This is a genomic window from Enterobacter cloacae complex sp. SHL012 (genome assembly GCF_049237505.1).
In the GTDB taxonomy this organism is placed as follows: Bacteria; Pseudomonadota; Gammaproteobacteria; order Enterobacterales; family Enterobacteriaceae; genus Enterobacter; species Enterobacter kobei.
The window spans coordinates 13,826-35,644 of the sequence record NZ_JBMKIZ010000003.1 but is presented as its reverse complement, the minus strand read 5'-3'; the positions used below and the strand labels follow the sequence as shown (position 1 = coordinate 35,644).

The following is a 21,819-nucleotide window of genomic DNA, read 5'->3' as shown; positions in this document are numbered from 1 at the left end:
CACGGTCATGATTGTCCGTGTTGGCCATTCTCTGCAGTACAGTCAGAAATGACCATGCTCCATAAAATGGTGGCATCATTCACCACTTTTTTATGGGCGAAAAATCATGCAAATCGGTTACGTGAGGGTGTCAACAAATGACCAAAACACAGCTTTACAACGAAATGAGCTTGAGTGCGCAGGATGTGAGCTGATATTTGAGGACAAAATGAGCGGAAAAACCTCAGATCGGCCAGGGCTAAAAAAGGTCCTGCGCACACTCTCAGAAGGTGACACGCTGGTAGTCTGGAAGCTGGACAGATTAGGCAGGAGCATGCGACATCTTGTTACTCTGATTGAAGAACTGCGCGGGAGAGGGATAAATTTCCGCAGCCTGACCGATAGCATTGACACATCAACTCCTATGGGGCGTTTCTTTTTCCATGTTATGGGAGCCCTTGCTGAAATGGAGCGTGAGCTAATCGTTGAGCGCACCCGGGCTGGGTTGGCAGCGGCCAGGCAGCAAGGACGCATTGGTGGCAGGCGGCCAAAACTCACAGAGGAACAATGGGCGCAGGCGGGGAGACTGCTGGAAGCAGGAGAGTCGCGGCAACGTGTCGCATTAATTTTTGATGTGGGTATGTCTACACTCTACCGGAAATTCCCTGCGGCATTGTATGGATAACAGGACAATGTAGCGAAGCTGTCTACAAAGTTGATTCACTTCACCATAGGGCGAAACCTAAACACCGGAGGGTTCGCCGTATGGCTCAGGATTATCACCACGGTGTGCGTGTCGTTGAGGTCAACGATGGCACCCGCCCTATTTCAACAGTAAGCACGGCAATTGTCGGTATGGTCTGTACCGGCGATGATGCAGATGCGTCCGTGTTCCCCCTCAACAAACCGGTCCTGCTTACCGACGTGCTGACCGCCAGCGGTAAGGCAGGCGAGTCCGGCACGCTGGCCCGCTCGCTGGATGCAATTGCCGACCAGGCTAAACCCGTGACCGTCGTTGTGCGCGTTGCACAGGGTGAAACCGAAGCGGAAACAACCTCCAACATTATCGGCGGCGTGACAGCCGACGGTAAAAAAACGGGGATGAAAGCGCTGTTATCTGCGCAGTCCCAGCTCGGCGTTAAGCCGCGCATTCTTGGCGTGCCGGGGCACGACACGCAGGCAGTTGCCACTGAGCTGCTGAGCGTGGCGCAGAGTCTGCGCGGGTTCGCCTATCTGTCAGCCTACGGCTGCAAAACGGTAGAGGAGGCCATTGCCTACCGCGCTAATTTCAGCCAGCGCGAGGGGATGCTGATCTGGCCTGATTTCATCAGTTTTGACACCGTGCTGAATGCAGACGCGACGGCTTACGCCTCGGCCCGCGCGCTTGGCCTGCGTGCCAAAATTGACGAGCAGACCGGCTGGCACAAATCGCTGTCCAACGTGGGTGTGAATGGCGTCACCGGCATTTCTGCTGATGTGTTCTGGGATTTGCAGGACCCTGCAACCGATGCGGGGCTGTTGAACCAGAACGATGTCACCACGCTGATCCGCAAAGACGGTTTCCGCTTCTGGGGCTCCCGCTGCCTCAGTGACGATCCTCTGTTTGCCTTTGAAAACTACACCCGCACCGCGCAGGTACTGGCTGACACAATCGCCGAAGCGCACATGTGGGCGGTGGATGGTGTGCTTAACCCGTCGCTGGCCCGCGACATTATCGAAGGTATTCGCGCCAAACTGCGCAACCTGAAAACGCAGGGCTACATCATCGGCGCCGATTGCTGGCTGGATGAGTCCGTAAACGATAAAGATTCCCTGAAAGCCGGGAAGCTCACTATCGATTATGACTATACGCCGGTACCACCTCTGGAAAACCTGATGCTGCGCCAGCGCATCACCGATCAGTATCTGCTGGATTTCTCCAGCCAGGTCAGCGCGTAAGGGGACAATATGGCTTTACCACGCAAGTTAAAACACCTGAATCTATTTAACGACGGGAATAACTATCAGGGGATCGTTGAGTCTCTGACCCTGCCAAAATTCGGCCGCAAGTTTGAAAAGTATCGCGGCGGCGGTATGCCCGGTTCGGCTGATGTTGATCTGGGGCTGGATGATGGCGCGCTGGATACGGAATTTTCAATCGGTGGCACCGAACTGCTGTTATTCAAGCAGATGGGCAAAGCCACCGTTGACGGCATCCAGCTGCGTTTCACCGGCTCCATTCAACGTGACGATACCGGCGAAGTGCAGGCCGTTGAGCTGGTTGTGCGCGGTCGACATAAAGAAGTCGATTCCGGCGAATGGAAAACCGGCGAGAGCAACACCACAAAAGTCAGCAGCACCAACAGCTACGCGAAGCTGACCATTAACGGCGAGGTGCTCTATGAGGTTGATGTGATCAACATGATTGAAATCGTTGATGGCGTGGACCTGATGGAAGAACACCGCAACGCCCTGGGCCTCTGATCTACTTTAAAGGCGCGGGCAGCCGCGCCAGTACCTTATTAACAGGAAATGACAATGAGCGAACAACTGACTGAAAAAACCGTACAGCTGGACACCCCAATCAAACGCGGTAAAACCGAAATTGCCGAAATTGTGCTGCGCAAGCCGCAGTCCGGCGCGCTGCGTGGCACCCGTCTGCAGGCGATCATGGATATGGACGTGGGCGCGATGATGACGATTATTCCCCGCATCTCCACGCCCGCGCTGACCGCTCAGGAAATGGCTGAAATGGACCCCGCCGATCTCACCGCGCTGTCGGTTGAGGTGGTCACTTTTTTGTTGAAGAAATCGGTGCTTGCCGGTTTGCCGACAGCCTGACGGTAGAAGACCTGGTGGCTGATATCGCCACCATTTTTCACTGGCCGCCGTCCGTCACTGACGTTATGCCGCTGACCGAAGTGCTGGAGTGGCGGCATAAAGCGATTCAGAGAAGCGGGGCCAGCGATGAGTGACACTAACCTGCGTTTGCAGGTAATTCTAAATGCGGTTGATAAGCTCACCCGCCCATTCCGATCTGCGCAGGCCAGCTCTAAAGAGCTGGCTACCGCCATTCAGCAAAGCCGCACAAGATTAAAAGAACTGGACGCCCAGGCGGGCCGTATTGACGGTTTCCGCAAGGCAAGCGCGCAGCTGGCCGTCACCGGCAACAGTCTTAAAGCCGCACGCGAAGAAGCGGCGAAGCTTGCCACGCAGTTCTCGGCAACTAACCGCCCGACGGCGGCGCAGGCTCGTCTGCTTGAGCAGGCAAAAAACCGCGTTAACGAGCTGCAGAGCAAATACAACGGCCTGCGTCAGTCGGTGCAGCGTCAGCGTCTTGCGCTCAATGAGGCCGGGCTGGACACCAAAAAGCTGAGCAGTGCGCAGCGTGAGCTTCGGCAGAATGCCGACGAAACCCGGCAGGCGCTGGACCGACAGCAGAAATCCCTTAAACGCCTGGGCGAGCAGCAGGCCCGTATGAACGCCGTCCGCGATCAGTATTCGCGGCGCCTTGAGGTGCGGGATCGTATTGCGGGCGCCGGAGCAACGACTACTGCCGCCGGGCTGGCGATGGGCGCGCCGGTGATGGCTGCCGTTAAAAGCTATGCCAGCATGGAAGATGCGATGAAAGGCGTGGCAAAGCAAGTTAACGGGCTGAGGGACGACAACGGCAACCGTACAAAACAGTTTTACGATATGCAGGATGCCATCAAAGCCGCCAGTGAACAGCTGCCGATGGAGAATGGCGCTATTGACTATGCCGCGCTGGTTGAAGGTGGCGCCCGCATGGGCGTGACAAACCAGAACGATTCTTATGAAGACCAGAAGCGTGACCTGCTGGCCTTTGCATCCACTGCAGCAAAGGCCGCAACGGCATTCGAGCTGCCCGCTGATGAGCTGGCGGAGGGGCTGGGGAAAATCGCGCAGCTGTATAAAGTGCCGACCCGAAATATTGAACAGCTTGGCGATGCCCTGAACTACCTGGACGATAACGCCATGTCTAAGGGCGGCGATATCATCAATGTGCTGCAGCGCATGGGCGGCGTGGCTGACCGGCTTGATTTCCGCAAGGCGGCCGCGCTGGGTTCCACCTTCCTGTCTCTGGGCGCCGCGCCTGAAATTGCCGCCAGCGCATCAAATGCGATGGTGCGCGAACTGTCGATTGCAACAATGCAGAGCAAGCGGTTCATGGAAGGTATGGATCTGCTGAAACTCAATCCAGAAGAGATTGAAAAGCAGATGACAAAGGACGCAATGGGGACCATTCAGCGCGTGCTGGAGAAGGTCAACAAACTGCCGCAGGACAAGCGCCTGTCCGCCATGACGATGATATTTGGCAAGGAGTTTGGCGACGATGCGGCGAAGCTTGCAAACAACCTGCCGGAGCTGCAGCGACAGCTGAAACTTACCTCAGGCACTGAGGCTAACGGTTCCATGCAGAAAGAATCCGATATCAATAAGGATTCACTTTCCGCGCAGTGGTTGCTTGTTAAAACGGGCGCGCAGAACGCTTTCAGTAGCCTGGGTGAAACCCTGCGCCAGCCGCTGATGGATATCATGGGGTACGTCAAAAGCGTTACCGGGGCACTGCGTCGATGGGTTGAGGCTAACCCGCAGCTGGCGGGCACGCTGATGAAAGTGGCGGCTGCCACTGCTGCGATCACCGTTGTACTCGGCACACTGGCGGTGGCCATGGCTGCCGTGCTGGGGCCACTGGCGGTGATCCGTTTAGGCCTGTCCGTGCTGGGTGTAAAAACACTCCCATCCGTTATGTCTGCAGTGACCCGCACCGGCGGTGCGCTGTCCTGGCTGGCAAATGCGCCGCTTTACCTGTTGCGCCGTGGCATGGCGGCATCCGGCAGCAGCACCGGATTGCTGACGACTCCTCTTAACTCCCTGCGACGTTCTGCCGGGATGGCTGGCAATGCGCTGAAAGCGCTGGCCGGTGCACCGCTTGCTGTCCTTCGCGGCGGAATGTCTGGTATTCGCAACATTATCGGCATGGTAATGAATCCGCTGACCGCGTTGCGCGGGGGATTATCCGCAGCCGGTGGCGTGGTGCGTTTTCTGGCGTCCGGCCCGCTGGCCCTCCTTCGCGTCGCGCTGTACGGGATTTCTGGATTGCTGGGCGCCCTGCTTAGTCCGATAGGGCTAGTCGTGGCGGCCCTGGCTGGCGTGGCGCTGGTTGTCTGGAAATACTGGCAGCCGATAAGCGCATTTTTAGGCGGAGTGGTTGAAGGATTCAAAGCTGCAGCTGCGCCTATCAGTGCGGCGTTTGAGCCACTGCAGCCTGTTTTCCAGTGGATAGGTGACAAGGTCCAGGCGTTGTGGGGCTGGTTTACTGATCTGCTTACGCCGGTTAAATCCACCTCTGCAGAACTGCAAAACGCGGCGTCGATGGGGCGGCAGTTTGGCGAAGCGCTGGCGTCAGGGCTGAACATGGTCATGCACCCGCTGGATTCGCTTAAATCGGGCGTGTCCTGGCTGCTTGAAAAACTCGGCATTGTCAGCAAGGAGGCGGCCAAAGCGAAGCTTCCTGAGCAGGTCACGCGGCAGCAGCCAGCCACGGTAAACACAGACGGTAAAGTGGTGCTGCCGCCTGGCGGATTCCCGACGATGGGTTTTGCGGGCATGTACGACAGCGGCGGTACCATTCCGCGCGGCCAGTTCGGCATCGTGGGCGAGAATGGCCCTGAGATTGTTAACGGACCCGCCAATGTCACCGGCAGGAAACGGACTGCTGATCTGGCGAGGGTAGCGGCAACGCTCAATCCTTCCCAGACGGAACCGGCCAGCGCTAAACAACGTCCTGAACGCGGGATAGTTCTGCCGCCTGATAGTGTGAATGGTCCGGCAAATCTTCCGGTAATCAATCGCACTACTGAACTGGTGAAACTGGCGGCAACAGTAGGCCCCGTTCGTGATGTAACAGCCAGCCCGGAGCAACGGCCTGAAAGCAGGTTAATACTGCCTCCTGAGATTGTTAACGCCCCGGTAAAACTTCCAGTTCGGGATCGTGCTGCGGAGCTGGCTGATATCGCTGCAGCTGTCATGCCTGCACCGGCCATTACGGAAATCACGGATAAGAGGACTGACCCGGTGGCTATACGCCAGAAGATGTTCGCTTCCGTCGTCGCTGGGGTAATGGGCCTGGCGGCTGCCCCGGCAGAAGCCGCACCACTTCATCCGTACAGTGTACCTGTCAGGACGCAACCGGCGCCGTCGGCAAAGACAGAGAGACAGCCGCAGGTCATTAAGTACGAGATAAGCGCGCCAATTCATATTGTCGCCCAGCCAGGGCAAAGCGCACAGGATATCGCCCGCGAGGTGGCCCGGCAGCTTGATGAGCGAGAGCGCAGGGCCAGGGCAAAAACACGCAGTAATTTCAGTGATCGAGGGGGTTACGAATAATGATGATGGTGCTGGGGTTGTACGTATTCATGCTGCGAACCGTGCCCTATCAGGAGCTGCAGTATCAGCGCAGCTGGCGGCACGCAGCAAACAGCCGGGTTAACCGGCGCCCGTCAACGCAGTTTCTTGGGCCGGATAATGATTCGCTTACTCTGTCCGGCGTCCTGCTGCCGGAGATAACCGGCGGCAGGCTGTCTTTGCTGGCGCTGGAGCAGATGGCGGAGCTGGGAAAAGCCTGGCCTCTGATTGAGGGGAGCGGGACGATTTACGGCATGTTTGTGATCGAGAGTCTGAGCCAGACAAAAACAGAATTTTTTGAGAGCGGTATGCCCCGGCGCATCGAATTTTCGCTGAGCCTGAAACGGGTGGATGAGTCGCTGTCTGATATGTTCGGCAGCCTCAGCGACCAGCTCAGTAATTTGCAGGAATCTGCCACCTCTGCGATAGGCAATATGAAAAATACGATTGGAGGGTTACTGCAGTGAATTTCAGCTCTGATCTCCTGAACCTGAACAGCAAAACTCCCGGTTTCAGTATCATCATTGAAGGTAAAGATGTGACTACCGTGCTGGATGCGCGCCTGATGAGTCTGACGCTGACGGATAACCGGGGCTTTGAAGCGGACCAGCTTGATCTGGAACTGGACGACTCGGACGGGCTAATCGTTCTGCCGCGTCGGGGGGCCATTATTCAGTTTGCGCTGGGGTGGAAAGGTCAGCCGCTTTTTCCGAAAGGGGCGTTTACTGTCGATGAGATTGAGCACAGCGGCGCGCCTGATCGTCTCATAATCCGCGCGCGTAGTGCAGATTTCCGTGAAACCCTGAATACGCGGCGTGAAAAGTCCTGGCACCAGACAACGGTGGGCGAAGTTGTGAAGGAAATCGCGGGCAGGCATAAATTAAAGATGGCGCTGGGAAAGGACCTGTTGGACAAGCCTGTCGATCATCTTGACCAGACTAATGAAAGCGACGCCAGCTTTTTGACGAAGCTGGCGCGGCAGTATGGGGCGATAGCCTCAGTTAAGGACGGCAATCTGTTGTTTATCCGTCAGGGGCAGGGCAGAACGGCAAGCGGTAAGCCGCTGCCGGTTATCACCATCACCCGCCAGGCTGGTGACGGTCATCGTTTTACCCTGGCTGATCGCGATGCCTATACGGGGGTAATTGCCAGCTGGCTCCATACCCGTGAGCCAAAGAAAAAAGAGACAGCAAAGGTTAAGCGCCGTCGAAAGAAAACCACCGCGGCAAAGGAGCCGGAAGCAAAACAGGGAGATTACCTGGTTGGGACGGATGAAAACGTGCTGGTACTCAACAGAACTTATGCAAACCGCAGCAATGCAGAGCGAGCGGCAAAGATGCAGTGGGAGCGCCTGCAGCGCGGGGTTGCAACATTCTCCCTGCAGCTCGCAGAGGGAAGGGCTGATCTGTATACCGAAATGCCGGTGAAGGTGAGCGGCTTTAAACAGCCCATTGATGATGCCGAATGGACCATTACCACGCTGACGCATAGTGTCAGTGCAGATAATGGTTTTACTACGACTCTGGAGCTTGAAGTTAAGATCGATGATCTCGAAATGGAGTAATGGGTTCTCAAAATTGAATAATGATGTATCATTATTGTGATTTTGGCAAAAGTGGTGGGATAACCGGAATGATGAATTGTCCAGAGTGCGGCCAGGCAGCGCATACAAGAAGCAGTTTTCAGGTATCAGCAACAACCAAAGAACGTTACAACCAGTGCCAAAATATCAACTGCGGTTGTACTTTTGTCACGCATGAAACATTTGTTAGGCATATCATTAAGCCTAATGTGATTTCTTCTGCACCCCCACATCCGGGAAAAGATGGGCAAGGGCACATGAATTTTTAAAAAGAACCCGCTTTCAAAGCGGGTTTTTTTGTCGCCAGTCCAAAAGCCTGTCGCCATTTTGCCGCCATTGGAATAGAAAAAGGGGCTACGTTTTCACGTAACCCCTTGTTTTATTTGGTGGAGCTGGCGGGAGTTGAACCCGCGTCCGAAATTTCTACATCCTCGGTACTACATGCTTAGTTTGTCTTTACATTCGCACGCCAGCTGCGGACAGACACGCCACTAACGAACTAGCCTGATTAGTTTTAACGCTTCAACCCCAGGCAGGGCTTCCACGCGATCTCTTTTGGGTTTGACCTCTCTTTGATCCCCGTCTTAAGAGCGGAAGCTAGGGAGAGAGGGCTCAGAGCAGGTTATTAAGCTGCTAAAGCGTAGTTTTCGTCGTTTGCGACTATTTTTTTGCGGCTTTTAACGAGGCAAACCGCCCCTCGGCATGCACCTTGGGTTTCGCAAATCCCGTCGAATCCAGAATCAGCCCCAATAGTGTTGAACTGAGTATACCAGATTTCACTTCCTGGATACCAGCCCGGAACGCTAACTTATTGAATAGTACAATAAGTGTGCAGAATCAACGTCCTGCGTTTTTCATGATGCGCGCTTTATCAAGCTGCCACTCGCGCTCTTTCAGGTCAGTACGTTTGTCGTGCTGCTTTTTACCCTTCGCCACGCCAACCTTCACCTTGCACCAGGCGTTTTTCCAGTACAGCGACAGGGCGACCACGGTGAAACCTTCGCGGTTGATGCGTCCGTAGAGAGATTCCAGCTCACGCTTATTTAGCAGCAGCTTACGGGTGCGCGTTGGGTCACACACGTAGTGTGACGAGGCGACGGTCAGCGGCGTAAAGTTCGCGCCGAACAGGAAAGCTTCGCCATCTTTCAGGATCACGTAGCTGTCGCCGATATTGGCTTTCCCGGCGCGCAGCGATTTTACTTCCCAGCCCTGCAACGCAAGGCCAGCTTCGAATTCTTCTTCAATGAAATACTCGTGGCGCGCACGCTTGTTGAGCGCAATGGTCGCCGAGCCTGGTTTATGTGCTTTTTTCTTCGTCATAAGTGTCGTAAAGCCGTCGGTAATCTGATTTCAAAAAGTCACCTCATTGCGTCCTGTGAGGTCTAACGCGCTATCTTAGCACGAGATGAGGCTTAGCGTTTTTTTAACAGGTGATAAATGTTATTATTTGTCCGTTGTGTGACCATGGAAAATGCTATGCCTCAGATTAGCCGTACTGCGCTTGTGCCTTACAGCGCGGAACAGATGTATCAGTTAGTGAACGATGTTCAGTCTTATCCAGAATTTATTCCGGGGTGTACCGGAAGCCGCGTTCTGGAGTCTGGCCCGACGCAGATGACCGCGGCGGTGGATGTCTCCAAAGCGGGGATCAGCAAGACGTTCACCACCCGCAATACGCTGACCAGCAATCAGAGTATTTTGATGCATCTGGTCGATGGTCCGTTTAAAACGCTGATGGGGGGCTGGAAGTTTACCCCACTGAGCGCGGACGCCTGCCGTATTGAGTTCCATCTGGACTTTGAGTTTACCAATAAGCTGATTGAGCTGGCGTTTGGCCGCATCTTTAAAGAGCTGGCCTCGAATATGGTTCAGGCGTTCACGACCCGCGCCAAAGAGGTTTACAGTGTCGCATAAGATCGCTGTGGAAGTGGTGTACGCGCTGCCAGAGAAACAGTATTTGCAGCGCGTGACGCTGGACGAGGGCGCGACCGTAGAAGCGGCTATCCGCGCGTCCGGCATCCTCGAGCTTCGCAGTGATATCGACCTGGCGAAAAATAAGGTCGGTATTTACAGCCGTCCGGTGAAGCTGGGTGACGTGCTGAAAGAGGGCGATCGGGTGGAGATTTATCGTCCGCTGATTGCCGACCCGAAAGAGCTGCGTCGCCAGCGTGCCGAGAAGGCGAGTAAGTAGCGCTTTCTCCCCCGGTGGCGCTGCGCTTACCGGGGCTACGACTCTGCGTAAGAATTCAGATACAAAAAAGGTGCTCATTGAGCACCTTTTTGCATTTCTGACGCCTGATTATTTGGTCAGGGCAGGTTTGTTGTCTATGTTGGTCAACACACCGGCGCTGCTGAAAGTCAGCGTCAGGGTCTGCTGGGTCACATCTTCATGGCCTGGCTGCTGACGGAATACATAGAACCAGGTGTTAGTGCCGAACGGATCGGACATCATCGGGGTTCCCAGTGCATAAGCGACCTGCTGTTGTGTCATCCCCACACGGATTTTGGACACATCGTTAGGGGTAAGGTAGTTCCCCTGGTTGATGTCAGGACGGTAAACCACTTTCTCCAGAGTGGAACAGCCTGCGGTCAACATCAGAAGAACCGCTGCGGCAGCGGTCAGCATTTTACAACGCATAGTGATTTGATTCCTTTTCGGGCCCGAGCAGAACGCGGCTCATATGTAATATGCCGATGATAATAGACCTTGCCCCACTTTGAAACCGGTCTGGCGGCGTTTTTGTTGTTCTCTATGACCCTGAGATCCCGAAAAAGTTTATGCCGCCAGCAGTTCTTTCGCGTTCGCGAGCGTATTACGCGTGACTTCACTACCGCCGAGCAGGCGTGCCAGCTCCTGCAGACGTGCACGTTTATCGAGCGGCATCATGTGCGTTTCCGTCATTTCGCCATCGGTTTCTTTGCTGACAATAAAGTGATGATGACCACAGCCCGCAACCTGCGGCAGGTGAGTGACGCACATCACCTGCGTTGATTCGCCTAACTGACGCAGCAGTTTGCCGACAACCGCCGCCGTTGGACCGCTGATCCCGACATCCACCTCATCGAAAATCAGCGCCGGGGTTTCCATTTTACGCGCGGTAATAACCTGAATCGCCAGCGCAATACGCGACAGCTCGCCGCCGGAGGCGACTTTGGAGATAGCCTGAAGCGGTTGGCCCGGGTTGGTGGTGACACGGAACTCAATGCGATCCGCACCTTCCGCCGTCAGGTGATTCTCTTCAAAGCGAACATCAATGGTGAATACACCGTGCGGCATTGCCAGCGTATGCATGCTGTCGGTGATGTGCTGGCTGAGTTCCTGAGCGTAATGCTGACGGATTTCATGCAGCTTTTGCGCTGTGGCCAGCGCCTGTTCATGATGCAGGTTCACCGCCAGAGAAAGGGTTTCCTGCGAGTCAGCCTGATCGTCAAGCTGCTGCTGCTCTTCCAGCAGAGCCTGATAGTAGCCCGGCAGCTCTTCCGGCGTAACATGGTGCTTACGCGCCAGGGCGATCTGACGGGAGATGCGCTGTTCCAGCTCAAACAGACGGTTCGGGTCGAGATCCAGACGCTCACAGTAGTGGCGCAGTTCGTCACTGGCTTCTGAGATTTGAATCGCGGCCTCTTCCAGCATATCCAGTACGCCAGAGAGTTTGCTGTCCATGCCTGCCAGCTCGGTGATCAGCTGACGAACGCTATAGAGCTGGCTCTGCAGGTTCGCTTCTTCGCCATCAGCGAGCATATTGAGCGCATTCTGGCTGGTTGAGAGCAGGTGGCCACTGTTGGCGAGGCGCTTGTACTCCTCGTCGATTTGCTCAAACTCACCCGCCTGCGGATTGAATTCGTTCAGTTCCTTAAGCTGGTACGCCAGCAGCTCCGCACGCGCGGCGCGCTCCTGGCTTTGCTGCTGATGCTGAGCCAGCTCCCGGCAGCTCTGATGCCACAGACGGTAGTGTTCAGCCATGAGCTGAGTAAGCGCGTACTCACCCGCATAGCCATCAAGCAATGCTTTCTGCTGTTCTGGTTTGACTAACTGCTGATGCGCGTGCTGACCGTGGATCTGAATAAGCAGCTGGCCGAGTTCGCGAAGCTGAGAGAGGGGGACCGCCGTGCCGTTGATAAAACCACGGGAGCGGCCGTCGCTGCTGATCACGCGGCGAAGTAAACACTCACGCCCATCTTCAAGCTGATTCTGTTCGAGCCAGCGCTGGGCGGCAGGCGTGTCTTTCAGGGAGAAGCGTGCGCACAGGTCGGCGCGGTTTGCGCCCCTGCGCACCATGTCTCCCTCGGCGCGGCCGCCAAGGCACAAGCCGAGGGCATCAATGGCAATGGATTTACCCGCACCGGTTTCCCCGGTGATCGCCGTCATGCCGCTGTGGAAATCGATCTCAAGCTCACGAACTATGGCAAAGTTGCTGATGGTCAGTTGTGCCAGCATAATTGTTTTCCTGTATGAAAAACCATAACTGTGTTTTCATACAGTATAAACTGGTTTTTTATACAGTAAAGTCCTGGATGTAAAATCAGAACAATTTTTTTGACCAGCCGAGCTTCGAGCTTAATGTGTTGAAATAGCTGTAATCTTTCGGGTGAATCAGGTTCAGGTGGTAATCGCATCGGCGAATGAGGACATCTTCACCTTCCTGGATCGGCAGCGCAATCTGGCTGTCGCAGCTGATCTCCAGGTCGTTACGGCGGTGCGAGAAGCGCAGACGTATCGTGCTGTCACCGTTGATGACCAACGGGCGGGCGGAGAGCGTGTGCGGGAACATCGGCACCAGGGTAATGGCATCCAGCGAGGGCGTCAGAATGGGGCCACCCGCAGAAAGTGAGTAGGCGGTTGAGCCGGTTGGGGTGGAGATAATCAGTCCGTCAGAGCGCTGCGAGAAGGCAAAGATTTCGTCGATATAGACTTCGAACTCAATCATATGCGCCACTTTACCGGGGTGAAGTACTACTTCGTTAATCGCGGTGCTGATGCGCTTCTGGCAGTCCTGCTGGCACACCTGCGCTTCCAGTAAGAAGCGCTTTTCGCTGATATAGTGACCTTCCAGCACGTCAGCCAGTTGCTGTTGCGCGTTGTCCGGGTCGAGATCGGTTAAAAAGCCGAGATTGCCTCGGTTGATGCCGATAACCTTGATGTCATAGCGCGCCAGCGTGCGTGCGGCACCGAGCATGTTTCCGTCACCGCCCACCACCACGGCGAGATCGGCCTGTTGACCAATCTCTGCCAGGGTTCCGGTTTTGACGCTCTTGAGCTGCAGCTCCTGCGCAATCTGCTGCTCGACCATCACTTCATAGCCTTTGCTACACAACCAGCGATACAACATTTCATGTGTCGTCAATGCGGTAGGGTGACGCGGATGCCCGACGATCCCAATACACCTGAAATGATTATTCATTTTCTGGAGGTCCTTGTGCCTGATGAATGATGACAATCTCTCTTGTTCCCTTGAATCCAGGAAACTGATCCCCATAATAAGCGAAGTTAGCGAGATGAATGCAGAAAAACGCGGAGAAATTCATGAGTAGTAAAGAACAGAAAACGCCTGAGGGGCAAGCCCCTGAAGAAATTATCACGGAACAGCACGATGAAGTTGAGGCAGTAGAGCCAGACGCATCTGCTGAGCAGGTGGACCCGCGCGATGAAAAAATTGCGAATCTGGAAGCCCAACTGGTAGAAGCACAGAATCGCGAACGCGAAAGTGTTCTGCGCATTAAGGCGGAAATGGAAAACCTGCGTCGTCGTACCGAGCAGGACGTTGAGAAGGCGCATAAATTCGCGCTGGAGAAATTCGTCAACGAACTGCTGCCGGTGATTGATAGCCTCGATCGCGCCCTGGAAGTGGCTGATAAAGCGAACCCGGACAATGCAGCGATGATCGAAGGTATCGAACTGACGCTGAAATCCATGCTCGACGTGGTGCGTAAGTTTGGCGTGGAAGTAATTGCCGATACCAACGTTCCGCTGGATCCAAACGTCCACCAGGCGATTGCAATGGTCGAATCTGAAGAGATTGAAGCCGGTAAAGTGCTGGGCGTGATGCAGAAAGGGTATACCCTGAACGGCCGTACCATTCGCGCTGCGATGGTGACCGTGGCGAAAGCGAAAGCGTAATTTGCTACCTGTAGTGCCGGGTGGCGGCGTTCGCCTTACCCGGCCTACATTTTATTCGGCAATACTTTCCCGAAGCGGCGTGACGGGCAGAACCTTCACCTGCTTAATCATATTGTCCTGCACGTCCAGGATATCAATATCGTACTGCTCAATGCGCACCCGCGTGCCTGCCGCCGGGATCTCCTCCAGCGCTTCCAGAATCATCCCGTTAATCGTACGCGCTTCATCTTCCGGCAAATGCCAGTTAAAGGCTTTATTGAGTTCGCGAATGTTCGCGCTCCCGTCAATCAGCACTGAACCGTCGTTTTGCGGGGTGACCTCTTCCGCGAGAGAAGGCGACATTGACGTAGTAAAGTCGCCGACTATCTCTTCCAGAATATCTTCGACCGTCACCAGTCCCTGAATGTCGCCGTATTCATTGACGACCAGACCGACTTTTTTCTTGTTGCGCTGGAATTTAACCAGCTGCGTGCTGAGCGGCGTTCCTTCCGGCACATAGTAAATTTCGTCGGCGGCGCGCAGCATAACCTCTTTGGTGAACTCTTTTTTCTCGGTCATCAGACGATACGCTTCACGCACGCGCAGCATGCTGATGGCGTCATCCAGCGAGTCGCGATAGAGCACGATGCGCCCGTGCGGGGAGTGCGTCAGCTGGCGGACGATGGCTTTCCAGTCATCGTTGATGTCGATACCGACGATTTCGTTCCGCGGCACCATGATGTCGTTCACGCTCACTTTTTCCAGATCCAGCACCGACAGGAGCATGTCCTGATTGCGCCGGGAAATCTGCGTGCGGGATTCGTGCACGATGGTGCGCAGTTCCTCTTTGCTGAGCGCGCTGCTGATGGTGACATCGGCTTTGATGCCCACCATCCGCATCAGTACGCGCGTCACCATATTCAGCAACCAGACCAGCGGCATCATCAGGATTTGCAGCGGCGCCAGCAGGAAGCTGCTCGGGTAGGCGACTTTCTCCGGGTAAAGCGCAGCGATGGTCTTAGGCAGCACTTCAGCAAACACCAGTACCACAAACGTCAGCACGCCGGTGGCGATAGCGACCCCGGCGTTGCCGTACAGGCGCATACCGACGATGGTGCCCAGAGCAGAGGCAAGAATATTGACGAGGTTGTTACCGATGAGCACCAGGCTTATCAGTTGATCCGGCTTGCGGAGCAGTTTTTCAACGCGACGTGCGGCACGGTTACCCTGCTTGGCACGATGACGTAACCGGTAGCGGTTTAAGGTCATCATGCCGGTTTCCGAGCCGGAGAAATAGGCGGAGATGACCACCATGACGATCAGGATAACGATCAGCGTGGTGGTAGAGATGTGTTCCAGGGGGAACTCCTTTGTTTCTTAGCCAGCAAATTGCTGTATGAAGCGGCTGCCAAAATAGGCAAGGGTGAGAATGCCCGCCCCCGCGACGTTGAACCAGACCACGCGGCGACCGCGCCAGCCTTCATGATAATGGCCCCATAACAGGACAATATAGACAAACCACGCGATGATGGAGAGCACCGCTTTATCGATATTCTCCACGCTGAACAGGTTCTTCATGTAGAACAGGCCTGTGCAGAGCGTGAGCGTCAGCAGCACCACCCCGACCTGGGTGATGTGGAACATCTTACGCTCAATGACCATCAACGGCGGCATTTCATGGTTAAACGCCAGCTTTTTGTTTTTCAACTGGTAGTCAATCCAGGCGAGCTGCATGGCGTAAAGCGCCGCGATGATCAACGTCGCGTAGGCAAACAGCGACAGGCCGATATGCACCAGCATCCCCGGCGTCGCTTCCAGATGCGTAATGAATTCATTGGGCATGAAGGTGGCTAAGGCCAGATTGATCAGCGCGAAGGTATAGACAATCGGTAGCAGCAGCCAGCCGCGATTTTTAGACGCCACGATGGTCATTACCGTACAGATCATCAAACTGACCAGCGAGCCGACGTTGAGGACGCTCAGGTTTTGCACGCTGCCGTCGCCGGGGATGATACGTGATTCCAGCGCAAACGCGTGGCTTATCAGTGCGATCACCGCGGAAAGAATAGCCATGCGCCGCCAGCCGCTGTTTTTTTGCAGCAGTCCGGGAACGATCAGCGCGAGGCTGACAGAGTAGGCAACAAGGGCGATCAGTGCGAAAACAGGCATATAGGCATCGACAGTTGTCTTAATAAGAAAGAGAAGCAGTATAACGTTACGTGACGCCTGCTCCAACCGTTGCATAACAACAAAGACGCCTTCATGTTATACTCCGGCAAAATTCTGTGTATGTGTCGCTCAATGCGGCCCAACGTTTCTACTCAGGCGAGAGACAATGTTTGATAATTTAACCGATCGTTTGTCGCGCACGCTGCGCAACATCAGCGGCCGCGGACGCCTTACTGAAGAGAACATCAAGGAAACGCTGCGCGAAGTGCGCATGGCGCTGCTGGAAGCAGACGTCGCGTTGCCGGTTGTTCGTGATTTTATCAACCGCGTTAAAGAGAAGGCGGTTGGTCATGAAGTTAACAAGAGCCTGACCCCGGGTCAGGAGTTCGTCAAAATCGTTCGTAACGAACTGGTTTCGGCGATGGGCGAAGAGAACCAGGTGCTTAACCTGGCGGCTCAGCCACCGGCCGTGGTGCTGATGGCGGGCCTGCAGGGGGCGGGTAAAACGACCAGCGTCGGTAAGCTGGGTAAATTCCTGCGTGAGAAGCACAAGAAGAAAGTGCTGGTGGTCTCTGCGGACGTCTATCGCCCGGCGGCGATCAAACAGCTGGAAACCCTGGCCGAGCAGGTTGGTGTGGATTTCTTCCCGTCAGACGTGGCCCAGAAGCCTGTCGACATCGTTAACGCCGCGCTGAAAGAGGCGAAGCTGAAATTCTACGACGTGCTGCTGGTGGATACCGCCGGTCGTCTGCACGTTGACGAAGCGATGATGGATGAGATCAAGCAGGTGCATGCCTCTATCAACCCGGTAGAGACCCTGTTTGTTGTCGACGCCATGACCGGTCAGGATGCGGCGAATACCGCGAAAGCGTTTAACGAAGCGCTGCCGTTAACCGGCGTGGTGCTGACCAAAGTGGACGGCGACGCCCGCGGCGGTGCGGCGCTCTCGATTCGCCACATCACCGGTAAGCCGATTAAATTCCTTGGCGTGGGCGAGAAAACCGAAGCGCTGGAGCCGTTCCACCCGGATCGTATTGCCTCCCGTATCCTCGGCATGGGCGACGTGCTGTCGCTGATTGAAGATATCGAGAGCAAGGTTGACCGTGCGCAGGCGGAAAAACTCGCCAGCAAGCTGAAAAAAGGCGACGGTTTCGATCTGACCGACTTCCTTGAGCAGTTGCGCCAGATGAAAAACATGGGCGGCATGGCCAGCCTGATGGGCAAACTGCCGGGCATGGGGCAGATCCCAGACAACGTGAAAGCGCAGATGGATGACAAAGTGCTGGTGCGTATGGAGGCGATCATCAACTCGATGACGTTGAAAGAACGCGCTAACCCGGACATCATCAAAGGTTCCCGTAAACGCCGTATCGCAGCCGGTTGCGGCATGCAGGTGCAGGACGTTAACCGCCTTCTGAAACAGTTCGACGACATGCAGCGCATGATGAAGAAAATGAAGAAAGGCGGCATGGCGAAGATGATGCGCGGGATGAAAGGCATGATGCCACCCGGCTTTCCTGGGCGATAATCGCTTTTGAGATTGCTTTTTGCCCGAAAATGAGTAAAATTTTCGGGCTTTTAATATGACACCCGGGCTCCGTTCCTCGATGGGGCCCGGTTGTTTTATTCACACAAGAGGATGTTATGGTAACTATTCGTTTAGCTCGTCACGGCGCTAAAAAGCGTCCGTTCTACCAGGTTGTTGTCACTGACAGCCGTAATGCACGCAACGGTCGCTTCATCGAGCGCGTTGGTTTCTTCAACCCACTGGCCGCTGGCGCAGAAGAAGAAACTCGTCTGGATCTGGATCGTATCGCTCACTGGGTTGGCCAGGGCGCTACTGTTTCCGATCGCGTTGCTACGCTGATCAAAGCAGCAAACAAAGCAGCTTAATCTGTCACGGTGGTCATGATGAGCAATAAAGCACCTGTTGAACCGATCGTATTGGGAAAAATGGGTTCTTGCTACGGTATCCGTGGTTGGCTCAGAGTGTTTTCCTCCACTGAAGACGCTGATAGCATTTTTGATTACCAGCCCTGGTTTATCCAGAAAGCCGGTAAGTGGGAAGAGGTCGAGCTGGAAAGCTGGCGTCACCACAATCAGGACATCATCATCAAGCTGAAAGGCATTGACGATCGTGATGCCGCGAATGCGCTGACTAATTGTGAAATTGTCGTGGATTCGTCGCAGTTGCCACAGCTGGAAGAGGGCGACTACTACTGGAAAGACCTTATGGGTTGCCAGGTAGTCACTACCGAAGGCTACAGCCTGGGAAAAGTCATCGATATGATGGAAACCGGGTCAAATGACGTTCTCGTCATTAAGGCAAACCTGAAAGATGCATTTGGCATCAAGGAGCGGTTGGTCCCGTTCCTCGATGGACAGGTTATCAAGAAAGTCGATCTCACTACTCAAACCATTGAAGTAGATTGGGATCCTGGTTTTTAAATTCTCCGGATAAACGGTAAAAGACGGCGCTATGTGGATTGGCATAATTAGCCTGTTTCCTGAAATGTTCCGCGCGATTACCGATTACGGGGTAACTGGCCGGGCAGTAAAGAATGGCCTGCTGAGCATCCAGAGCTGGAGTCCTCGTGACTTCACGCATGACCGGCACCGTACCGTGGACGATCGTCCTTACGGCGGCGGACCGGGGATGTTGATGATGGTACAACCCTTGCGGGATGCCATTCACACAGCAAAAGCCGCGGCAGGTGAAGGCGCAAAGGTGATTTATCTGTCACCTCAGGGACGCAAGCTTGATCAAGCGGGCGTGAGCGAACTGGCGACGAATCAAAAGCTGATTCTGGTCTGTGGTCGCTACGAAGGGATAGATGAGCGCGTAATTCAAACCGAGATTGACGAAGAATGGTCTATCGGCGATTACGTTCTCAGCGGTGGTGAGTTACCAGCGATGACGCTGATTGACTCCGTTGCCCGGTTCATTCCGGGTGTACTGGGCCATGAAGCTTCGGCAACGGAAGATTCCTTTGCCGATGGGTTGCTGGACTGCCCACACTATACTCGTCCTGAAGTGTTAGAAGGGATGGAAGTCCCGGCGGTGTTACTGTCTGGAAACCATGCCGAGATACGTCGCTGGCGTTTGAAGCAGTCGCTGGGCCGAACCTGGCTTAGAAGACCTGAACTTCTGGAAAACCTGGCTCTGACTGAAGAGCAAGCAAAGTTGCTGGCCGAGTTCAAAACTGAACACGCGAACCAGCAGCATGAACATGATGGGAAGGCGTAATACGCTCCCGAATATCAGTTTACCCAGGATAAGAGATTAAATTATGAGCAACATTATTAAGCAACTTGAACAAGAGCAGATGAAGCAGGACGTACCTTCCTTCCGTCCAGGTGACACCGTGGAAGTGAAAGTATGGGTTGTTGAAGGTTCCAAAAAACGTCTGCAGGCATTCGAGGGCGTGGTTATCGCTATTCGTAACCGCGGTCTGCACTCTGCATTCACTGTTCGTAAAATTTCCAACGGCGAAGGCGTTGAGCGTGTCTTCCAGACTCACTCTCCGGTAGTTGACAGCATTGCTGTTAAACGTCGTGGTGCTGTACGTAAAGCTAAACTGTACTACCTGCGTGAGCGTACTGGTAAGTCTGCTCGTATTAAAGAGCGTCTGAACTAAGATTCGCTTAAGCGACATCCTGTTAGAAAGGGCTGGCCGAAAGGCCGGCCCTTTTTTTATCGCATCGCACCTCTCGCATTAACCCTTTTGTCATAAATCATTTACAATGCTTCCCTCTTGAATGGAGGGAAAGTGGGCAACGTACTGCATCAGCACACCTGGAAACGCGCAGCGGCCTTGACCGCGCTGTTTGCGATCCTGCTGATCGTGGTAGCGCCGCTTATCTCCGTCTCCTTGCAGAAAGATCCCATGAGTGCCATGCCGGGCATGCATCATGACATGAGCATGATGTCGATGGATGCGCATCATGGCGATACGCCGCATACGATACCTGTCGACCATGCGGAAGCGTGCGGTTACTGCGTGCTGTTAGCGCATGTACCTGGCATGATGCTGGCGCTGATCGTCCTGCTCTGCGTGGTGCTGCAACGGCTTCGCCTTAAGCCGCCGCGTCAGGCGGTCAGCTACTGGCACTTTTTCCCCTGGCTTTACCCCGATACCCGCGCGCCGCCGCGGCAGTCTGCTTTCTCCCTTTAAAAAAATATCGATAACTTTTTGCCTTAAAAAGGAAAAGTATGACTACCTGCACACCGCGCGCGGCATGGGGAAACCTGCTGCGTCGCCTCCATTTCTACATCGGGCTGTTTGTTGGCCCGTTTATCTTCTTCGCTGCGTTAACCGGTACGCTGTATGTGGCGACGCCACAGCTGGAAAATGTCCTCTATCGGCACGCGCTCCACACCGATTCCGCGGGCGAGCCGCAGCCGCTGGCGAACCAAATTGCCGTGGCGGAAAAAATCGTGGGTTCAGATTTGCGTTTGCACGCCGTTCGTCCGGGGCTGGTTGAAGGCGAAACCACCCGCGTGATGTTTGCTGACCCGACGCTGGGGCCATCGGAAAACCGGGCTATCTTTGTCGATCCGGTAAATCTGGCGGTGCTGGGGGATATGACGGTGTACGGCACCAGCGGGATTTTACCGCTGCGCCAGACCATTGATTATTTGCATACCTCTTTGATGCTGGGTGATATCGGGCGTCTCTATAGCGAACTGGCCGCGTCGTGGATGTGGGTTACCGCATTGGGCGGTATTGCCCTGTGGTTTTATACCCGACCGAAACGGCGAATTAACAACCGCTTCCAGAACCGTCGTCGTGTGCATGTGGTATTAGGCTGGATCCTGCTGGGCGGAATGCTGTTGTTCTCCGCAACCGGCCTGACGTGGTCGCAGTGGGCGGGCGGAAACGTCGATAAACTCCGGGCACAAATGAACTGGCTTACGCCTCAGGTGAACACCACGCTTTCAGGTGCGCCTGCCATGATGGACGAACACGCGGAGCATCGCGGTCACCATGCCGGCATGATGATGCCTGAAATGGCGATGGATCTGACGCAATTTGATGGCGTATTAAGCGCGGCGCGTAAAGCGGGGATTGATGCCAGCAAGCTTGAGATCCGCCCGGCGAAAACGGCGGACCGTGCCTGGACCGTGACGGAAATCGATCGCAGCTGGCCAACTCAGGTGGATGCGGTTGCGGTTGATCCCGGTACGATGCAGGTTCTGGACAGAACCCGTTTTGAGGATTTCCCGCTAATGGCAAAACTGACCCGCTGGGGCGTAGATTTCCATATGGGGATTTTATTCGGGCTGGTGAATCAGCTGCTGCTCGTTGCCTTCGGGCTTGCCCTGTGCGTGCTTATCATCTGGGGGTACCGGATGTGGTGGATGCATCGCCCGGCACAATCGGCAGTCAATCCGGTACAAACGCTTTGTCAGTGCTGGCTGGCGCTGTCAGGATGGGGAAGAGGTGTTACGCTCATCATCAGCGTGCTATTGGGGCTGGCTTTGCCTGTGATGGGGGTGAGTCTGGCGCTGTTTATTCTGATCGACTGGCTACGCTGGCGAGCGGCAACAGGCGTGTCGCTCGCCGAATCATCCGCTAAATAA

At 54.9% G+C, this 21,819-nt stretch carries 25 protein-coding genes and 1 other RNA gene; 19 read left to right on the top strand and 7 right to left on the bottom strand.

The window, feature by feature from the left end; genetic code table 11:
• Window positions 1–106 precede the first annotated feature (106 nt).
• The 9 genes from ACOTY9_RS11265 (at window position 107) to ACOTY9_RS11225 (ending at window position 8,238) form a co-directional block, all read left to right on the top strand.
• Window positions 107–664 (top strand): recombinase family protein, encoded by a 558-nt coding sequence (locus tag ACOTY9_RS11265; protein WP_335278383.1) that lies wholly within the window; start codon window positions 107–109, stop codon window positions 662–664.
• Between the two features lie 80 nt (window positions 665–744).
• On the top strand, window positions 745–1,917 hold the full coding sequence (locus ACOTY9_RS11260; RefSeq protein WP_007848866.1) for a phage tail sheath protein: 1,173 nt from the start codon (window positions 745–747) through the stop codon (window positions 1,915–1,917).
• A gap of 9 nt (window positions 1,918–1,926) precedes the next feature.
• On the top strand, window positions 1,927–2,442 hold the full coding sequence (locus ACOTY9_RS11255) for a phage major tail tube protein (RefSeq protein ID WP_007848874.1): 516 nt from the start codon (window positions 1,927–1,929) through the stop codon (window positions 2,440–2,442).
• Window positions 2,443–2,496: 54 nt separating this feature from the next.
• The gene (locus tag ACOTY9_RS11250; RefSeq protein WP_007848877.1) at window positions 2,497–2,799 is read left to right on the top strand and encodes a phage tail assembly protein; all 303 of its coding nucleotides are present in this window, start codon (window positions 2,497–2,499) and stop codon (window positions 2,797–2,799) included.
• Between the two features lie 14 nt (window positions 2,800–2,813).
• Window positions 2,814–2,933 (top strand): GpE family phage tail protein, encoded by a 120-nt coding sequence (locus ACOTY9_RS11245; RefSeq protein WP_007848878.1) that lies wholly within the window; start codon window positions 2,814–2,816, stop codon window positions 2,931–2,933.
• Window positions 2,926–6,369, top strand: a complete 3,444-nt coding sequence (locus ACOTY9_RS11240) for a phage tail tape measure protein (protein WP_421637347.1) — start codon at window positions 2,926–2,928, stop codon at window positions 6,367–6,369. Before ACOTY9_RS11245 ends, ACOTY9_RS11240 begins: the two co-directional genes overlap by 8 nt.
• Entirely contained in the window at window positions 6,369–6,854 is a 486-nt protein-coding gene (locus tag ACOTY9_RS11235) for a phage tail protein (RefSeq protein ID WP_421637346.1), read from the top strand. The genes ACOTY9_RS11240 and ACOTY9_RS11235 overlap by 1 nt, the downstream gene beginning before the upstream one ends.
• Window positions 6,851–7,951: a phage late control D family protein gene (locus tag ACOTY9_RS11230; protein WP_421637345.1), complete on the top strand. Its 1,101-nt coding sequence runs from the start codon at window positions 6,851–6,853 to the stop codon at window positions 7,949–7,951. The genes ACOTY9_RS11235 and ACOTY9_RS11230 overlap by 4 nt, the downstream gene beginning before the upstream one ends.
• A 68-nt stretch (window positions 7,952–8,019) precedes the next feature.
• On the top strand, window positions 8,020–8,238 hold the full coding sequence (locus ACOTY9_RS11225; protein ID WP_045334934.1) for an ogr/Delta-like zinc finger family protein: 219 nt from the start codon (window positions 8,020–8,022) through the stop codon (window positions 8,236–8,238).
• Window positions 8,239–8,353: 115 nt separating this feature from the next.
• On the opposite strand, the gene ssrA is transcribed toward ACOTY9_RS11225, so the two are convergent.
• Together ssrA and smpB are read right to left on the bottom strand one after the other, a co-directional pair.
• Window positions 8,354–8,717: a transfer-messenger RNA gene (gene ssrA / locus ACOTY9_RS11220) on the bottom strand.
• Window positions 8,718–8,806: 89 nt separating this feature from the next.
• On the bottom strand, window positions 8,807–9,289 hold the full coding sequence (gene smpB, locus ACOTY9_RS11215) for an SsrA-binding protein SmpB (protein ID WP_008502505.1): 483 nt from the start codon (window positions 9,287–9,289) through the stop codon (window positions 8,807–8,809).
• 156 nt (window positions 9,290–9,445) lie between these two features.
• Between smpB and ACOTY9_RS11210 the strand changes: the two genes are divergently transcribed.
• The gene (locus tag ACOTY9_RS11210) at window positions 9,446–9,883 is read left to right on the top strand and encodes a type II toxin-antitoxin system RatA family toxin (protein WP_014832955.1); all 438 of its coding nucleotides are present in this window, start codon (window positions 9,446–9,448) and stop codon (window positions 9,881–9,883) included.
• On the top strand, window positions 9,873–10,160 hold the full coding sequence (locus ACOTY9_RS11205) for an RnfH family protein (protein ID WP_014884884.1): 288 nt from the start codon (window positions 9,873–9,875) through the stop codon (window positions 10,158–10,160). The genes ACOTY9_RS11210 and ACOTY9_RS11205 overlap by 11 nt, the downstream gene beginning before the upstream one ends.
• Window positions 10,161–10,268: 108 nt before the next feature.
• On the opposite strand, the gene bamE is transcribed toward ACOTY9_RS11205, so the two are convergent.
• The 3 genes from bamE to nadK all read right to left on the bottom strand — a co-directional run bounded on the left by bamE (window position 10,269) and on the right by nadK (window position 13,371).
• Window positions 10,269–10,607 (bottom strand): outer membrane protein assembly factor BamE, encoded by a 339-nt coding sequence (gene bamE / locus ACOTY9_RS11200; RefSeq protein WP_014884883.1) that lies wholly within the window; start codon window positions 10,605–10,607, stop codon window positions 10,269–10,271.
• Window positions 10,608–10,745: 138 nt separating this feature from the next.
• A complete protein-coding gene (gene recN, locus ACOTY9_RS11195) occupies window positions 10,746–12,407 on the bottom strand; it encodes a DNA repair protein RecN (protein ID WP_348565844.1) in 1,662 nt (553 codons plus the stop codon).
• An 85-nt stretch (window positions 12,408–12,492) separates the two neighbouring features.
• Window positions 12,493–13,371, bottom strand: coding sequence for an NAD(+) kinase (gene nadK, locus ACOTY9_RS11190; RefSeq protein ID WP_008502500.1), 879 nt, complete (start codon window positions 13,369–13,371; stop codon window positions 12,493–12,495).
• A gap of 122 nt (window positions 13,372–13,493) precedes the next feature.
• Here nadK and grpE point away from each other — a divergent pair, with 122 nt between their 5' ends.
• On the top strand, window positions 13,494–14,087 hold the full coding sequence (gene grpE, locus ACOTY9_RS11185) for a nucleotide exchange factor GrpE (RefSeq protein ID WP_014884881.1): 594 nt from the start codon (window positions 13,494–13,496) through the stop codon (window positions 14,085–14,087).
• A 51-nt stretch (window positions 14,088–14,138) separates the two neighbouring features.
• Here the strand turns inward: grpE and ACOTY9_RS11180 are convergent, their stop codons facing one another.
• Both ACOTY9_RS11180 and ACOTY9_RS11175 read right to left on the bottom strand, forming a co-directional pair.
• The gene (locus ACOTY9_RS11180; RefSeq protein ID WP_032629440.1) at window positions 14,139–15,425 is read right to left on the bottom strand and encodes an HlyC/CorC family transporter; all 1,287 of its coding nucleotides are present in this window, start codon (window positions 15,423–15,425) and stop codon (window positions 14,139–14,141) included.
• An 18-nt stretch (window positions 15,426–15,443) separates the two neighbouring features.
• A complete protein-coding gene (locus ACOTY9_RS11175; protein WP_014884879.1) occupies window positions 15,444–16,235 on the bottom strand; it encodes a cytochrome C assembly family protein in 792 nt (263 codons plus the stop codon).
• A 166-nt stretch (window positions 16,236–16,401) separates the two neighbouring features.
• Here ACOTY9_RS11175 and ffh point away from each other — a divergent pair, with 166 nt between their 5' ends.
• From ffh to ACOTY9_RS11140, 7 genes are all read left to right on the top strand, one after another.
• A complete protein-coding gene (gene ffh / locus ACOTY9_RS11170) occupies window positions 16,402–17,763 on the top strand; it encodes a signal recognition particle protein (protein WP_014884878.1) in 1,362 nt (453 codons plus the stop codon).
• A 116-nt stretch (window positions 17,764–17,879) separates the two neighbouring features.
• Window positions 17,880–18,128, top strand: coding sequence for a 30S ribosomal protein S16 (gene rpsP / locus ACOTY9_RS11165; protein ID WP_003863133.1), 249 nt, complete (start codon window positions 17,880–17,882; stop codon window positions 18,126–18,128).
• 15 nt (window positions 18,129–18,143) lie between these two features.
• Entirely contained in the window at window positions 18,144–18,683 is a 540-nt protein-coding gene (gene rimM, locus ACOTY9_RS11160) for a ribosome maturation factor RimM (protein WP_003863136.1), read from the top strand.
• Between the two features lie 31 nt (window positions 18,684–18,714).
• Complete coding sequence (gene trmD / locus ACOTY9_RS11155; protein ID WP_014884877.1) at window positions 18,715–19,482, top strand: tRNA (guanosine(37)-N1)-methyltransferase TrmD; 768 nt, start codon at window positions 18,715–18,717, stop codon at window positions 19,480–19,482.
• A 43-nt stretch (window positions 19,483–19,525) separates the two neighbouring features.
• Window positions 19,526–19,873: a 50S ribosomal protein L19 gene (gene rplS, locus ACOTY9_RS11150; RefSeq protein WP_002914145.1), complete on the top strand. Its 348-nt coding sequence runs from the start codon at window positions 19,526–19,528 to the stop codon at window positions 19,871–19,873.
• A 132-nt stretch (window positions 19,874–20,005) separates the two neighbouring features.
• Window positions 20,006–20,410 (top strand): DUF2946 domain-containing protein, encoded by a 405-nt coding sequence (locus tag ACOTY9_RS11145; protein WP_348565843.1) that lies wholly within the window; start codon window positions 20,006–20,008, stop codon window positions 20,408–20,410.
• 38 nt (window positions 20,411–20,448) lie between these two features.
• The gene (locus ACOTY9_RS11140) at window positions 20,449–21,819 is read left to right on the top strand and encodes a PepSY-associated TM helix domain-containing protein (protein WP_348565842.1); all 1,371 of its coding nucleotides are present in this window, start codon (window positions 20,449–20,451) and stop codon (window positions 21,817–21,819) included.